13 protein-coding genes are annotated in these 15,054 nt (G+C 43.8%); 1 reads left to right on the top strand and 12 read right to left on the bottom strand.

Going from position 1 to position 15,054, the window contains the following annotated elements:
• Positions 1 to 15: 15 nt before the first annotated feature.
• From OP489_RS02665 to mraZ, 12 genes are all read right to left on the bottom strand, one after another.
• Positions 16 to 1,203 (bottom strand): cation diffusion facilitator family transporter, encoded by a 1,188-nt coding sequence (locus OP489_RS02665; protein WP_266162830.1) that lies wholly within the window; start codon positions 1,201 to 1,203, stop codon positions 16 to 18.
• 32 nt (positions 1,204 to 1,235) lie between these two features.
• Positions 1,236 to 1,769 (bottom strand): FumA C-terminus/TtdB family hydratase beta subunit, encoded by a 534-nt coding sequence (locus OP489_RS02660; protein WP_266162829.1) that lies wholly within the window; start codon positions 1,767 to 1,769, stop codon positions 1,236 to 1,238.
• A 98-nt stretch (positions 1,770 to 1,867) separates the two neighbouring features.
• On the bottom strand, positions 1,868 to 3,016 hold the full coding sequence (gene ftsZ / locus OP489_RS02655) for a cell division protein FtsZ (protein WP_180341264.1): 1,149 nt from the start codon (positions 3,014 to 3,016) through the stop codon (positions 1,868 to 1,870).
• A gap of 188 nt (positions 3,017 to 3,204) precedes the next feature.
• Positions 3,205 to 4,371, bottom strand: a complete 1,167-nt coding sequence (locus OP489_RS02650) for a cell division protein FtsQ/DivIB (RefSeq protein ID WP_266162828.1) — start codon at positions 4,369 to 4,371, stop codon at positions 3,205 to 3,207.
• Positions 4,372 to 4,401: 30 nt separating this feature from the next.
• Complete coding sequence (murA, locus tag OP489_RS02645) at positions 4,402 to 5,658, bottom strand: UDP-N-acetylglucosamine 1-carboxyvinyltransferase (RefSeq protein ID WP_266162827.1); 1,257 nt, start codon at positions 5,656 to 5,658, stop codon at positions 4,402 to 4,404.
• A gap of 60 nt (positions 5,659 to 5,718) precedes the next feature.
• On the bottom strand, positions 5,719 to 6,849 hold the full coding sequence (gene murG / locus OP489_RS02640) for an undecaprenyldiphospho-muramoylpentapeptide beta-N-acetylglucosaminyltransferase (RefSeq protein ID WP_266162826.1): 1,131 nt from the start codon (positions 6,847 to 6,849) through the stop codon (positions 5,719 to 5,721).
• 61 nt (positions 6,850 to 6,910) lie between these two features.
• Complete coding sequence (locus OP489_RS02635; protein ID WP_266162825.1) at positions 6,911 to 8,257, bottom strand: FtsW/RodA/SpoVE family cell cycle protein; 1,347 nt, start codon at positions 8,255 to 8,257, stop codon at positions 6,911 to 6,913.
• 89 nt (positions 8,258 to 8,346) lie between these two features.
• The gene (mraY, locus tag OP489_RS02630) at positions 8,347 to 9,354 is read right to left on the bottom strand and encodes a phospho-N-acetylmuramoyl-pentapeptide-transferase (RefSeq protein WP_266162824.1); all 1,008 of its coding nucleotides are present in this window, start codon (positions 9,352 to 9,354) and stop codon (positions 8,347 to 8,349) included.
• A gap of 92 nt (positions 9,355 to 9,446) precedes the next feature.
• Positions 9,447 to 11,789 carry a penicillin-binding transpeptidase domain-containing protein gene (locus tag OP489_RS02625; RefSeq protein WP_266162823.1) on the bottom strand — a complete coding sequence of 781 codons (2,343 nt, stop codon included), beginning with the start codon at positions 11,787 to 11,789 and terminating at the stop codon, positions 9,447 to 9,449.
• 129 nt (positions 11,790 to 11,918) lie between these two features.
• Complete coding sequence (locus tag OP489_RS02620) at positions 11,919 to 12,440, bottom strand: hypothetical protein (protein WP_266162822.1); 522 nt, start codon at positions 12,438 to 12,440, stop codon at positions 11,919 to 11,921.
• A gap of 87 nt (positions 12,441 to 12,527) precedes the next feature.
• Positions 12,528 to 13,463, bottom strand: a complete 936-nt coding sequence (gene rsmH, locus OP489_RS02615) for a 16S rRNA (cytosine(1402)-N(4))-methyltransferase RsmH (protein ID WP_266162821.1) — start codon at positions 13,461 to 13,463, stop codon at positions 12,528 to 12,530.
• On the bottom strand, positions 13,460 to 13,879 hold the full coding sequence (mraZ, locus tag OP489_RS02610) for a division/cell wall cluster transcriptional repressor MraZ (RefSeq protein ID WP_180341272.1): 420 nt from the start codon (positions 13,877 to 13,879) through the stop codon (positions 13,460 to 13,462). Before mraZ ends, rsmH begins: the two co-directional genes overlap by 4 nt.
• A gap of 272 nt (positions 13,880 to 14,151) precedes the next feature.
• Between mraZ and OP489_RS02605 the strand changes: the two genes are divergently transcribed.
• Positions 14,152 to 15,027: a MerR family transcriptional regulator gene (locus OP489_RS02605; RefSeq protein WP_266162820.1), complete on the top strand. Its 876-nt coding sequence runs from the start codon at positions 14,152 to 14,154 to the stop codon at positions 15,025 to 15,027.
• Positions 15,028 to 15,054: the final 27 nt, after the last annotated feature.

Raw genomic sequence — 15,054 nt, 5'->3', positions numbered from 1 at the left:
CTGCTTTTTGGCTTTTTATTCTTCCGGTGCATCTGATGGAATATAATTATGATCTACTGTAATCACGGCTCGATACTTTGGATCGAGTCCCTCAACCATTTTAACAACTTGATCATGTAAAACATCATCTTTTGTAGAAAATCCAAATGGGACACAAATATCGAAAAGTACATTGCTGTGAGTTGTCCCCCAAACTACACGGAAATCATGCATTGTAATCTCTGGTGAAAGTAAGTGCAGAGCGTCTTTTACGCGCTCTTTCAGCTGGTTGGTCCTCTCATCGTTCGTCACGATAGGGTCCATATGGATCACTAGCTGAATCCCCATTTCCGAATGAAGATCTTTTTCAATATTGTCGATCATATCATGACTTTTCATAATATCCGCTCGAGCATCCACTTCACAGTGTACACTCGCAAAAATATTTCCGGCGCCATAATTATGCACTGTTAAATCATGCATTCCCAAAACACCTGGGTATGCCATAATCCGATGATAAATTTCATCGACCATTTCTTTGCTGGGAGCAACCCCTAAAAGCGGATTGCTCGTATCTCGAATCAGATGAATTCCTGTCAAAAAGACCATAATCGCAACTACAAGGCCCATATAGCCATCTAAATTAAATCCAGTCAGCGCCGTAAGAGCCATTCCAAGAAGAATCGCCGACGTAGAAATTACATCGTTACGACTGTCTACAGAATTTGCTAAAAGTGCTTCTGAAGAAATTGCCTCCCCCATCGAACGATAAAATAAACACTGCCACAGCTTTATCAAAATAGAAATAACCAAAACAGCAACCGTCAAAAAGCTAATCTCTGCTGGTTCCGGAGAAATAATCTTCAAAACAGACTCCTGTCCCAGTTGAAATCCCAACGCTAAAATAACAAAAGAAACAATCATTCCACTGATGTATTCTATTCTCTCATGCCCAAATGGATGCTCCTCATCAGCCGGCTTTTCTGCCAATTTAAACCCAACCAAGGTTACGATTGATGATGCGGAATCTGAAAGGTTATTGACAGCATCAGCCACCACGGCGATACTGTGAAAAAGTGTTCCTGCGATAAACTTTAAAGCAGAGAGCAGCAGATTCGTTAAAATGCCCACTAATCCGGCAAATTTTCCGTAGCTTGCTCTAACCTTCATATCTGAGGTATTTTGATAATTTTTAATAAAATGCCGAATTAAAAACTGGATCAAATCAATCGCCTCACAACGAATTCAAAAATCATTTAGGGCCTTTTAAATAGATTCCCGCCATGACAATCAATTGCTGTAATCAGCGGAAAATCTTCTACTTCTAGACGTTTAATACTCTCACAGCCCAAATCATCAAAAGCAATCACATCTTGCTTTTTGATACAGCGGCAAGCAAGTGCTCCTGCTCCGCCGATTGCACAAAGATAGACTGCCTGATTCCGGCAGATTGCTTCGCATACTTCCGGACTGCGGCCGCCCTTTCCAATCATACATTTAAGCCCCAAATCGAGCAGACGTGGAGAAAAGACATCCATCCTGGTGCTGGTAGTTGGTCCACAGGAACCAGTCGCTAAGCCTTCCGGAGCAGGCGTTGCACCCGCATAATAAATAGTCGCCCCCAGAAGTTCAAACGGAAGCTTTTTCCCCTGATTGATCAAATCGATCATCCGCTTATGGGCTGCATCGCGAGCCGTATAAATAATACCGCTTAAAAGCACATTATCTCCTGCATGAAGAGTCGGAGCTAGTTTGACCATTTGTTGTGCATTAATCCTGATTTTTTCCATTTTATAATCTCTCCTCTTCGAAAATTCAAATTAAAATATAGGATAGAGAAAGGAGACGGACGCGAAAGCGCCCGTCTCCGAAAGATTCTCAAAAGCTTTTATTTACGATTGAAGATTGACATGATATCCACATAATCATCGTCTTCTTCAGAAGAACTCGGTGCTTTATCAACCGCTCTTCCAGTGCTGCGAGGAGCAGCAGATGCTGCTGCCTGCTGCTGACGTCTTGCAGAAGAGGCTGCCATAGGTGGAATATCAATGTCCAAATCAGCATCCGGATCAGAACCATCATGGGTTGCAAAGCCGGTTGCAACGACTGTTACAGTCATCTCATCATCCATATTCTCATCAAAAGCAGCGCCCCAAATAATATTGGCATCCTTATGTGCCTGCTCAGAGATCATGGAAGATGCAGTCTCAATCTCATCCAAACCAATATCCGGAGAGGAAGTAATATTAATAATAACGCCCTTTGCCCCAGCAATAGAGGTTTCCAACAGCGGACTGGAAATTGCCATACTGGCAGCAGTCTCAGCCTTATCTTTACCAGAAGCATGGCCAACGCCCATATGTGCATAGCCGGCATCTTTCATAACAGAAGTAACATCAGCAAAATCAAGGTTGACAAGACCCGGCAACTTAATCAAATCAGAAATACTCTGAACGCCCTGACGCAAAACATCATCTGCAACTGCAAATGCGTTAAGCAATGTAATACGCTGTTCAGAAACCAATTTCAAGCGCTCATTTGGGATCACGACCAAAGAATCGACGTGCTCTTTCAGATTGGCAATTCCTTCATCGGCCTGAGCCATCCGAACCTTTCCTTCAAAAGCAAAAGGTTTTGTGACGATTCCAATCGTAAGAATCCCCATGTCTCTTGCAATTTCAGCTACGATCGGTGCAGCACCGGTACCGGTACCGCCGCCCATACCAGCAGTAATAAAGACCATATCACTGCCGCGAATTGCAGCAGAAATTGCCTCGCGACTTTCATCCGCAGCTTTGCTGCCGATTTCCGGCTTGCTGCCTGCACCTTTTCCGTGCGTAACCTTTTCGCCGATTTGAATCTTCTGAGTGGCCTTTGAACGATAGAGCGCCTGCTTATCCGTATTCACTGTGATAAATTCAACGCCCTGTACGCCGGAGTTGACCATTCGATCAACTGCATTTCCGCCGCCGCCGCCGACACCGACGACCTTAATTTGAACAATATTATCGAAATCGTTATCAATTTCAAAAGGCATTTTTTAAATCCCCCTTAATGATGTACAATCCTACATTTTACGGGGAACCCGTAAAATGACCATTTCTTTTCTCAATTATATTTTACTTTATCACGTTTCACGATAAATTTCAACTATTTCAATTAGAAAATTCCGTAATTCAAAGAAGTTCTTCAAATGATCCTTCTCATTTTAAAAATTGCATCGAATTATTTGGTAGTTTCTCCCGCAGCAGGATCCGGAGTGTAAACATCCTTTTTCGTATAAATAGGATCTCCGTCAGAATCATAAACGGTATTTCCGTTAGCATCTACCGCAATATGATAACTATCTTCTTTAGAAGATGAAGCCGTATTTTGGGATGAAGCGGTACTTTGGGGAGAACTTCCAGAAGGATTCACTGTCGACGCAGTAGAAGTCTCTGAAGAAGAGCTAGCGGATGTGCTCGAACTTGTCGAAGAAGTCGGGTCATCAATCTGCTGTGGATCATATGGTACATAGGCTTGATTGTTTTCCTGAATGCTGGAAAGATCAATCACACCGGATGGAGAGTCCTGTAAATGATTTTTCAAAATTTCCTGTGCAAAAGTCAATTTTCTTTGCAGGTAAGTAGGTGTTCCTAATTTGAGTAAGAACTTGCTCTCAATCGTTACTGTCAGTTGATATCGGTCCGAAAGATCCATCGCACTCACATTGCTGAGACCCGACTGCTCAACTGCTTCTCCAAGTTGCCCAAATAAAGAACTTTCGTCCTCAGTCTCATAAGAGGCAGTTTCTCCCGGAACCGCTTTCGTAAAGTTTATCCCCTTGATCGTTGCAACCCCTTCCGGTACTGTATCTGAAAGCTGCAAAACCTTTCCTTTGCAAGATAAGATCACATACTGCCCATTATATTCCACTGCGCCAGCAACATCATCTTCTTGTACGCTGATCAATAATTTTCCAGGAAGCGACTTTGAAATTTTGGCTTGCCCGATATATGGTAATTTGTTTTCGATTGTTTTTTCTGCAAGACTCACATTTGCACGAAAAAGATTTTCTCCGTAATAAAGGCCGCTCGATTCTATGATCTGATCCGAGCTGTACCGTGTGTCCCCTTCAATTGCGATCTGGTCAACCCGGAACAGGACCGTCAGCGATAATGTAATAGCTGCCACTACCACAATTAAAAAAGAAACAATATAAAAGATTCTTTTCTTTCGCCTATGTCTTCGTACCCGGTCATAAGGATCCTTCGGCACAGTTCTTTGCCTCTCCTTCGGATATTCCGGAACCTTTCGATCCGAATAGGCTCTGCGGGTCTCTGATGAAACCACACGTTTATTCTGATTTTCCGGCGAAACGTTTCCTCGCCGATTTTTCTCATTCCTGCTCAAATTTCCGATCCTCCAGATTTCGATCATCCATTACGGCAACCGCCGAATCTGTGCTCCTAAATCACCCAAAGTCCGTTCAATTGCCTCATATCCTCGGTCAATATGGTGAATCTCTTCTACAATCGTCTCTCCAAACGCCGCCAATCCGGCGACCACTAAAGCCGCACCGCCACGTAAATCTGCAGCTTCAACAGTTGTTCCAGAAAGCTTACTGGGACCCTCGACAACAGCCACCCGTCCATCTACACGAATATGTGCGCCAAGACGGAGCAGCTCTCCCACATGTTTATACCGACTCTCAAAAATATTTTCCACAAACATACTCGTACCTTGACACTGCGTTGTCATTGCCATCAAGGGTGCCTGTGCGTCTGTGGGAAATCCTGGATACGGCATTGTTCTAATATGCTTGATCCGATGAAGCTTTTTGGGTGGAACTAAAACTGCCGCATCACGAAACAAAGTAAGATCACAACCTGCCTCTTCAAACACGGGCCATATTGGGGCCAGATGCTGCGGATTAATATCGCGCAAAGTAATGGTGCTGTATGTTGCTGCACCGGCTGCTAAAAAGGTTGCAGCCGCAATCCTATCCGGGATCACCCAATGCTCGCATCCGCCAAGCTGCTCTACCCCTTCGATTTCAATCGTGCTGCCGCCTGCTCCGCGGATATTTGCGCCGCAGCTGTTAAGAAAATCGGCAAGGTCACAAATTTCCGGTTCATGTGCTGCATTTTCAAGAAGAGTAGTTCCCTTCGCACATGATGCTGCTAAAAGCACATTTTCCGTTGCACCTACACTGGGGAAGCTCAATGCAATATGAGCACCATGAAGTCCTGTAGGCGTTTCACAGAGCAGCCGCCCATGATCTTCCACAATCGAAGCTCCCATTTTCCGCAGAGCTTCCAAATGCAAATCAATCGGCCGTGGCCCTAATTCACACCCACCCGGAAAACCTAAAACCGCGCAGCCGGTACGGCCCAGAATCGCCCCTAAAAAGATAATTGACGAACGCATTTCTCTCATCAGATCATCCGGAATCTGAAAAGAAGAAATCTCGCGCGCATCTATGCAGATGGTATCTCGTTCCGAAAGAACCCGGCAGCCCAGCTTTCGGAGAATTTCTGTAGAAATACGAACATCTGAAAGCTGTGGGCAGTTGTGTAAAATGCATTCTTCTCGGCATAAAATAGAAGCTGCCAAAAGAGGCAGGGCGCTGTTCTTCGCCCCCTGAACGGAAACTTCGCCCTGTAATCGACAGGGACCGGCAATTTTTAATCTTGGCATAGACAACACCCCCACATAATCTTTCCCATACTATGCAGGGGATTTTGCGAATGTCATTATCTACGCTTTATGATTCTCCTTGAGCACTTCCAAAATCAATTTATAGATTCGCTCATTGGCATCTACAATCGCCATTTTTTTCGCATTTTCTGCTAAATGTTCAATCGTTTCCGGCTTTTGGAAAAGCTGTTCTACCTTTTTAATCAGCATTTGGCCGGTTAGATCTTTTTCTTCCAAAATCCATGCAGCGTTGCGTTTTACCATAGACATCGCATTATGATACTGATGATTTTCTGCAACATTTGGGCTTGGAATAATGAGCGATGCACGTCCGACGGCCTGCAGCTCCGAAAGTGTAATGGCGCCTGCACGACAGATTACAAGATCCGCCGCAGCAAGGCAGTCCGGCATATCATTAATATATTCTCGGATATCCATATTGGGATGAGCTGCCAAATCCACTCCCTTCTGTCTAAGCAAATCAGGGAACCATTTTCCCCACTGCCCATAAGCATGGATGTGCTGAAAACGGTCTGTCTTAGCGGTATGCGCCAAAAGATCAGCCATTGGTTCGTTGATCTTTCTTGCTCCAAGACTTCCGCCGAAAGAAAGAATGACCGGACGATTATCAAGGCCGAGCCTCTGACGGGCACTGGCTCGATCCGCCCGCAGAACAGACAGCCGCACCGGATTTCCGGTAAGCACACAGTGCGCACCCTTTTCCATGTATTTTTCCGCATCTGCCATTGCGAGCATCGTGCGCGCTGCATTACGAGAAAGCGCTTTATTTGTCACCCCAGGATAAGCGTTCTGCTCATGAATCAGTGCCGGAACTCCCAGCTTCATTGCTTCACGAATAACAGGCCCGGATACATACCCGCCGGTTCCAACACAAACATCCGGCTTAAATTCACGAATAATTTTTTTGGATTCTTCTGTTGCTGTAAATACATGAACGATCGTTTTGCAGTTCTTTTTGAAATTGGTCCAGCTGATTTTACGCTGAAATCCCGAAATTGTTACACTTTTAAAAGCATATCCCGCCTGAGGAACCAGACGTTCTTCCATGCCGCCCTTTGCTCCCACATAAAGGATTTGTGCATCCGGCTGACGTTCCTTTAAATATCCCGCAATCGCCAACGCTGGATTGATATGGCCGGCCGTTCCGCCGCCGGCAAACAAAATTCTCATCGAGTCCATTCCTTTCTGCTGAGATTCTTTGTAAAATGTCTAATTTCGAAATCTTCCGGGTTTAAGTTTTTTCAATATTAGAAGTTCGCGAAATAGAAAGCAAGATTCCCATCTCTGCCAAAAGGATCATCAGAGAAGATCCGCCATAGCTGAAGAATGGAAGGCTAATGCCGGTATTTGGCACCAAATTCGTAACCACGGCGATATTTAAAACCACCTGAAGTCCTACCTGCATGGTCAATCCAATTCCAAGGAGCATTCCAAATTTATCCTGCGCACGCAGAGAAATCATAATTCCACGCCAAACCAGTGCCGCAAAAAGAAGCACAATCAGTGTAGCACCAATAAATCCAAGTTCTTCACAGACAATGGCAAAAATAAAATCGTTCTGCGGTTCCGGAAGATAAAGATATTTTTGGCGGCTCTTCCCGAGTCCCAATCCTAAAAGTCCACCGGAGCCAATTGCATAAAGGGACTGACGAGTCTGCCATGTATCAACGCCATCAGGCGGGTTTAAAGGATTAAGCCAGCCTTGAATTCGCGGCATGGTATAGGAAAGAAGCGAATTGCGCAAAAGCAAAAAGCTCAATCCGCCAACGCCTGCAACACCGCCGATTCCAATTCCAAACCATTTAAGCGGAACACCGCCGATAAAGAGCATAATTAATCCCAAAAACAAAATAATCAAAGTTGCCGACAAATGCTTTTCCAAAATAACCAATCCGCAGACCGCCCCAAGAATCACAAGATATGGTAAAACACCATACCGAAAATTATTCATCTGTTTATAGTTAATGGAAATCAAATGGGCAAAAATCAAAATAACTGCAAATTTTGCAACTTCTGACGGTTGAATAGAACCTAAAACAGGAAGCTCAATCCAGCGGAAAGCACCATTGCGGTTTGGCACCAATGAAGTTCCTTTTAAAGGAACCATCAGCATCAGTACCAAACAGATACCAATCAAAAGCGGTATGGCAAACCTATGAAGATGATGATAGTCGAAATAGGAAATTGCAATCATCACAGCAATTCCGAGGACTGCAAAAAATGCCTGTTTACGAACAAAGAAATAGCTGTCACCATTCATATTGTAATAGGCATACGCATAGCTGGATGAAAACAGCATAACCAGACCAACGCTGACAAGCGCCAAGACGAGAAACAGCAGCGTTAGATCCATTCCTGATCGGGTAGAAAACAGCCGAAACTTCTTTGCACGGCGAGGACGGTGCTTCTTTGACTTTTCCTGAGGTGTCTGTCGTATCTGCTCAAAGTTCTGCTTTGGAAAGCGTTCTGTCCTTTGATTAGGCTGGCGCTGTTGCGTCGCTTTCATATCTCTTTTGTATCCGGAAACACTTGTCTTTGACCGGTTTTGCGAAAAATTCCCATTGTTCCGAACCGCCATAGACGATCTCCTTTCCAAACGTTAAAATCAATCATTCCTAATTTGGAATCGTTCATTCAAAATTTTTCGTCCTATTAAATGGACAAAATTCAGATTGGCATCCAGTAAGTTCGCATCACAAGCAGTAATGCCACAATGCAGGCTACAATCGTCACGAGGCTGAATACACAGCAAATTTTCACTTCACTCCACCCGCACATCTCAAAATGATGGTGGATCGGTGTCATCTTAAAAATTCTTTTTCCGTGGGTTGCTTTAAAGTAGGTCACCTGCAACACAACAGAAAGGATCTCACATACATAGATAATCCCCATAAGAGGAATTAATACCGGAACATTCATTCCGAATCCAAGTGCACAGACCAAACCACCTAAAAACAAGGAACCGGTATCCCCCATAAAAACCTTTGCGGGATAAAAATTCCACATCAGGAATCCCAAGCATCCTCCTGCGCATGCCGCCGACAAAATGCTCATTCCCGTCAGCTTCATCACACCTGCAATCGCCATAAAGAAGATTGCCACGACAAAAGTCACAGAGGTATTCAGCCCGTCAATTCCATCTGTAAAGTTGACCGCATTTACCATGCCCACAATTCCAATCAGCGAAAGGATCCAGTACCCGGTTCCGAGATCTACTGCTCCAACTCCTGGAACGATCGTAATCGAACCGGTTCCGGCCATTTTCAGTGCCAAAAGGTATGCTGCCGCCACAATGATCTGCAGCAAAAGCTTCTGCAAAACGGTAAGCCCAAGGTTTCGCTTTTTCACGACCTTAATATAATCGTCCACAAAGCCGACCATTCCAAAACCAAGTGCCATCAAAAGACCGCCGACTACACGGGTTCCCATTAGATTTTCCGCAAAATTTTCTCCACAGAAGGGAATCGTCGCAAGAAGTGCCAAAGCGATTCCTGCCATAAACATAAATCCACCCATCGTGGGGGTTCCGTTTTTTTTCTGGTGCCATTTTGGACCAACTTCGCGAATCGTCTGCCCAAAATTGATATGGTGCAAATAGGGCACCATCCATTTTCCAAGCAACGCAGTTACACCAAATGAAATAGCCGCCGCAGAGACGATCCAAATAATATTCATATATTTTCCACCCTCAATATCTGGTATTCAACACAGTTATGTTGATTATACCACAAATACATGCAAATAGGAAATTTTCAGTCTGATCAAATTTACATAACAGTGTCTTTTTCAATAAAGGTAACCGTCACAATTGTACCCGGTGTTACCTTACTGCCAGCTGTTGCACTCTGGCCGGAAGCGGTAATGCCGCTGCTCCCGGTTTCGCCGGCACCTGCCAGTTCGATATTCAAATGATGCGAAGCTGCTGTCGCCTCAGCCTCTGAAACCGTCATTCCTGAAAAATCCGGAACGTCTACTGTCGTGCTTCTGCTTGCCTGATCTGTAAAGAGCACAACGGTTCCATCTTTTGGCATGGATTGACCACCCTGAGGAATTTGTATCAACACAGAATCTCCAGATCCCTGTACCTCAACTGAAAGGCCCTGACCCTGCAGTGCCGCTTTTGCGTCTGCTACTGATTTTCCAGTAACATCCTGTGCTTTAATATCCAGCTTTGCTGCATCTGCTTCATCATATTTTGCATCAACACCCAAATATGGAAGGACTTCTCCCATCACCTGACTAAAGATCGGACCGGCAACTGCACCGCCATAGTAACTGCCTACACTTGCATCCGGTTCATCGACAAAAATCAACAATGCATACTGTGGATTATCCGCCGGAGCAAATCCGCAATAAGAAGCGATATAATATTCGCCCTCTACTCCGTCAATAGCCTTCTTTTGGTTATCTTTATCCACTTTTTCACTAGTGCCCGTCTTTCCTGCGACCCGGTATCCCATCAGATAACCATTTTTGGCTGTGCCGCTAGTAGCATTCTGCTGCATAATTGCAGTCATCCGCTTGCTGGTATCCTCTGAAATTACCTGCCGACGAACCTCCGTTCCGACACTTTTCTGAATATTTCCGTCTGCCCCGACAATTTGCTTTACCACATGCGGAGTTACCAAATTTCCGCCATTTGCGACTGCTGCGCAGGCAGTAACCATTTGCAGCGGCGTAATACTAAAGTTCTGGCCGAAAGATTCAACGGCCAAGTTGATTGGATCCAGTGCTTCTTCACTATAATAGAGAGAATTCGCTTCACCAGGTAAATCGATTCCTGTTTTTTCTGTAAATCCAAATCCTTGGAAGTATTTAAAGAAACGCTCTTTTCCGAGAAGGTCTACGCCAATATGAATAAAGAAGGTGTTACAGGAATTGCACAGTCCCTGCACAAAATTTTCTGTTCCATGTCCACCAGTCTTCCAACAATTAATTGGTTTGCTTGCGCCCGGAATTTGGTAGCTGCCGGTACAAGTATACGTTGTATTTTCATTCACAACGCCCTCTTCCATCGCCATGGAGCCCGTACACATCTTAAAGACAGAACCAGGATAATATGTATCACTGACCGCTTTGTTTCTCCATTTCTGCTGAAGTGTATTGAGGGTTGCTGTACTCTGCTGATCTTCCGGTAATTTGGCAATGCGCGCTTTTTCCGTATCTGTTAATACCCGCGGGTTATTGGGGTCAAATGCGCCGGAATCAGCCAGCATATTCTTATTCACATTCACTACATCATTGCTGTTGAAATTGCCTTTCACTGCCATTGCCTTAATCTCGCCGGTATTAACATCCATCAAGATTCCCAATGCACGGTTTCCAGCGTTATGCGCAATGGCACCTTCCTCCAGTGCTTTTTCCAGATAGTGCTGCGCAACTTCATCGATCGTCAGAACCAGAGAAGAACCATCCTGGGCCTCTACTCTCTGCGAATATTGGAAAGGCATATCTCCCTGCTGCGCATTCTTCGCCGTAACAAGGCGTCCGTTTGTACCTTTTAAATAGGAATTATATTCAGACTCAAGGCCTTCTACACCGTCTCCATCCGCATTGGTAAAGCCTAAAACAACAGAAGCAAAATCACCAAACGGATAGTAGCGTTTATAATCATTTTCATATTCTATGCAATTTCCCAAAGCAAGATAGCCATCTTTTTTCTGAGCATCTGCTTCGATCCAATCTGCCAGTTGGTTTTTAACATCTGTTTCCACCTTAGAGCCGACCACCTGCCAATAAGAATCTCGGTTATTGCAGGCATCTTCAATTTTAGAGCGGTCAACTCCCAGAATTTGACTTAGTCCGGAAATAATTGCTTCTTTTTGGCCCGGATATTTTGTCTCATCCATCTGCGCCGGCACCAACACAATTTTCCAAACATCAGCGCTGGTAGCCAGTTCCTTCATATTGCAGTCATAGATTGTACCGCGTTTTGCAGAAAGGATATTATCCTTTAACTGCTGAGCGACTGCCTTTGATTTTAAATTTTCTCCATCGATGATCTGAAGATGAAACAACGTAAAGATCACCGTGCCAAATCCCAAAACGATCAGAGTAATCAAAAGGGTCGTCGTCCGTTTCCACATTTTCGAGGTGGTACCTTTTGCCATACTTTACCTCCAATTCCTTCCGTTACAAAAATGAGAGTCAAGATTCACTCATCTCAACTCTCTTTTAAAATACCTCCTGCTACAAATATAATAGCCTTCGGTATGATTCATATTTCAATCATAAAAAACTTATGACAGCAAAGAAACAATCTGATCCCATACACGCTCTAAAAAAGAAGGAGTTTTCGTGCTGGTAACGACCTGGCTCTTATCTCCCTGCGATAAATTAATGGTAGTTGCCTGTGTCGTATTTACCTTCTGCATTCCCATTTCCTTTGCACGCTCTTCCAGCGAAGACAAAGAGAGCTGAGAATCTGCCTTCACCTGAAGCTGAGTTTGAAGGCTTTGCTGCTCACTTAAAGCCGTTTTTTGCTTTCCGATCTGATCTGTTAATTCTGTCAGTTGAACTTGTCCAAAAATCAGAACCCCAACCATGCTGACCATAGTTGCAAGCCCGATTCCCATTCCTACTACTTTTAAAGCACGTTTGCGCACACGCAAACCAATTTTTTTCTTCTGCTGCGGCATTTCTACCACATTGTTAATTGGATGATCTATTGAAGCTTTCTGAGAAGTTTTTTGTACTTCAGGAGCATATTCCTCAAACAACGAAAAATCATACGCTGCACTACTATTATGTAAAGTTGCCAATGATTCCACTTCCTTTGTTATGGATTTATTTTACCATACTTTTGCTGTCACGTTTATGAACATTTTGTTAATAATGTAACTTTTCTGTTACCTTTGTTCTAATTTAGTACAGCAGCGAAGTCTTGCGCTGCGGGAGCGGGGATTTTCTTCCAATTCTTTTTCATTTGGAACCAATCCCTTTTTAAAAACCAACTCAGCCCGCGGCTTTTTGCCGCAAACACAAATTGGAAAATCCGGCGGGCAAGTACAGCCTTGACACCACTGAGCCATTTGGTGTTTCACAATCCTGTCTTCCAACGAATGGAATGTAATCACACTGAGCCTACCTCCAGGCGTCAGACTGGCAAACGCTGCATTTAAACCCTCGTGAAGACGATCCAATTCTCCATTCACCGCAATCCGCAGTGCCTGAAAAGTTTGGCGAGCCGGATGTCCAGGTTGACGTCGAACTGCAGCGGGAACACTTTCCTTCACGATTTCGGCCAACTGAAGAGTTGTTTCAATCGGCATTTTTTCTCGTGCGGCTACAATGCCACGCGCAATCCTAGCTGAATTTCGGTCTTCCCCATATTGAGAAATAATCTTCGCTAATTCTGCTACTGAAAGCGTATTCACTAAGTCTTTTGCACTAGGCCCGGATTTGCTCATGCGCATATCAAGGGGTGCATCATAATGATAGGAAAAGCCGCGTTCCGGTGTATCCAGCTGGTAAGAGGAAACGCCAATATCCAGCAAAACACCATCCACCGGAAGGATTCCTTCCTCATCAGCAATCTGCTGCATCTGAGAAAAGTTTGCCTGCCGAATAATGCTGCATGGATTGCCGGAAAAGCGCTTTGTAACCGTTGCGATTGCGTCTGGATCCTGGTCAATCGAAAGCAGCTTGCCGGATGTCAGACGATCAAGGATTGCCTGCGAATGGCCGCCGCCTCCGGCTGTACCATCAATATAATGCCCATCGGGGCGTATCTGTAAGCTTTCAATTGCTTCTTCAAATAAAACAGGACGATGTTGATAATTCATAGTTCCAGATCATCCATCGCGTCAGCGATGCTTTCCTGTGTCAATTCTGCATTAAATGCATTCCAAGAAGCGGTGTCCCAAATTTCTGCTCGACTGGACGCACCGATAAAAGTGATATCCTTTTTCAGCCCGGCATGTTCGCGCAGCAGTTGTGGAATCAGGATTCTGCCCTGCTTATCAGGAACGGCCTCACAAGCTCCTGCAAAGAAAAAGCGCTGCAGTCCGCGTGCCTTAGAAATTGGCATGGCACGTACTTTTTCCTGCAGTCTGCTCCATTCTTCCTGAGAGAATACAAACAGGCAACGATCAAGACCTTTCGCAATATAAAAGTGCTCTCCTAAATCCTCGCGGAATTTAGAAGGCACAATCACGCGGCCTTTTGAATCAATATTATGTTGATACTCACCGATCAGCATAACGAAACTCTCCTAATCTGCATTTTTGTGGCTTCTGGTTCCACTTCTCTCCACTTTTCACCACTTGTGAATTCATTATAAAGGATTCCAATTGGAATTGCAAGTGCTTTTTAAAATTTATGTCAACCGAATTTTAAGAATTTCTATATTTCAAAAGATGTTGCATATTCTATTTTAGCTTGTACAAAATCTGGTATTTACAAACATTATTTTCAAAAATCTCTTGACCTGACCCCTAGGGGATGATTCATAATAAAAGGGAGGTGAACGAAATGCAAATAGGGCAGGTACAAAAAGAAACCGGGCTAACCAGAAAAGCAATTGAATATGCGATTTTGCAGGGAGTAATCACTCCAAAAACGATGGAAAATGGGTATCGTAATTTTAATGAGCAAGAGGTCGATTTGTTAAAGAAGGTCAAAGTACTTCGTAAGCTTGGACTATCCGGCACGGAAATTCAAAATATACTCTCTGATGATTCTGTTTTACAGAAATATGCATCGAAAAAAGACGTACAGATAAAGTTAGATCAAGAAAAGTCAAAAATTTTGGAAAAGTTGAGCGAAAACTTTGACTATCAAACTGCTTCCAAAGCATTGGACAGTTTTTCTCAAAAGGAAACAATTTTTCAAAAGCTATTAGATGCTTTCCCAGGAATTTATGGGGAACTATTCTGCTTTCACTTTGCACCTTTCCTGAATTTTTCCATTGAAACGCAGGAACAAAAGCAAGCATATGAAACGGTCGTCGTTTTTCTCGATGAAATTCCATCGTTTGAAGTTCCGGACGAACTTTCAGCCGAATTTAAAAAGGGTGCAGCTCTTCTTGGAAAAGAGAAACTGAATGAAATTCAAATACAGGCACAATCTTCCATTCAAAATATTGATTCTTTTCTGGAAGAAAATGAAGATATGATGAATCATTATCTTACTTTTCGACAGTCAAAGGAATATTATAATTCCCCTGCTTTTAAGATACAGCAGCTTTTTCTCAAATTTAGTCAAAATTATGGATATTACACAGTTTTTCTTCCGGCTCTGCGAATCTTAAGTCCGTCCTATTGTGAATACTGCAAACAAATGGAAAATGCCGAAGAAAAGTTTCTTCAAAAATATCCACAGGCAAAAGCACTTAAAAAAGAAAATTAAAGAAGCAGAACCGAATGACGTAAAAAC

The sequence above is a fragment of the Caproicibacterium sp. BJN0003 genome (assembly GCF_026314295.1).
In the GTDB taxonomy this organism is placed as follows: Bacteria; Bacillota; Clostridia; order Oscillospirales; family Acutalibacteraceae; genus Caproicibacterium.
Note: the sequence above shows the minus strand (reverse complement) of the source record. Positions and strands in the feature narration are given on the sequence as shown.

Excerpts from the sequence above, each read along its gene's own strand:
- OP489_RS02660 (WP_266162829.1), bottom strand. The coding sequence starts at position 1,769 with ATGGAAAAAATCAGGATTAATGCACAACAAATGGTCAAACTAGCTCCG.
- ftsZ (WP_180341264.1), bottom strand. The coding sequence starts at position 3,016 with ATGCCTTTTGAAATTGATAACGATTTCGATAATATTGTTCAAATTAAG.
- murA (WP_266162827.1), bottom strand. The coding sequence starts at position 5,658 with ATGCCAAGATTAAAAATTGCCGGTCCCTGTCGATTACAGGGCGAAGTT.
- murG (WP_266162826.1), bottom strand. The coding sequence starts at position 6,849 with ATGAGAATTTTGTTTGCCGGCGGCGGAACGGCCGGCCATATCAATCCA.
- OP489_RS02635 (WP_266162825.1), bottom strand. The coding sequence starts at position 8,257 with ATGGCGGTTCGGAACAATGGGAATTTTTCGCAAAACCGGTCAAAGACA.
- mraY (WP_266162824.1), bottom strand. The coding sequence starts at position 9,354 with ATGAATATTATTTGGATCGTCTCTGCGGCGGCTATTTCATTTGGTGTA.
- OP489_RS02625 (WP_266162823.1), bottom strand. The coding sequence starts at position 11,789 with ATGGCAAAAGGTACCACCTCGAAAATGTGGAAACGGACGACGACCCTT.
- rsmH (WP_266162821.1), bottom strand. The coding sequence starts at position 13,463 with ATGAATTATCAACATCGTCCTGTTTTATTTGAAGAAGCAATTGAAAGC.
- mraZ (WP_180341272.1), bottom strand. The coding sequence starts at position 13,879 with ATGCTGATCGGTGAGTATCAACATAATATTGATTCAAAAGGCCGCGTG.
- OP489_RS02605 (WP_266162820.1), top strand. The coding sequence starts at position 14,152 with ATGCAAATAGGGCAGGTACAAAAAGAAACCGGGCTAACCAGAAAAGCA.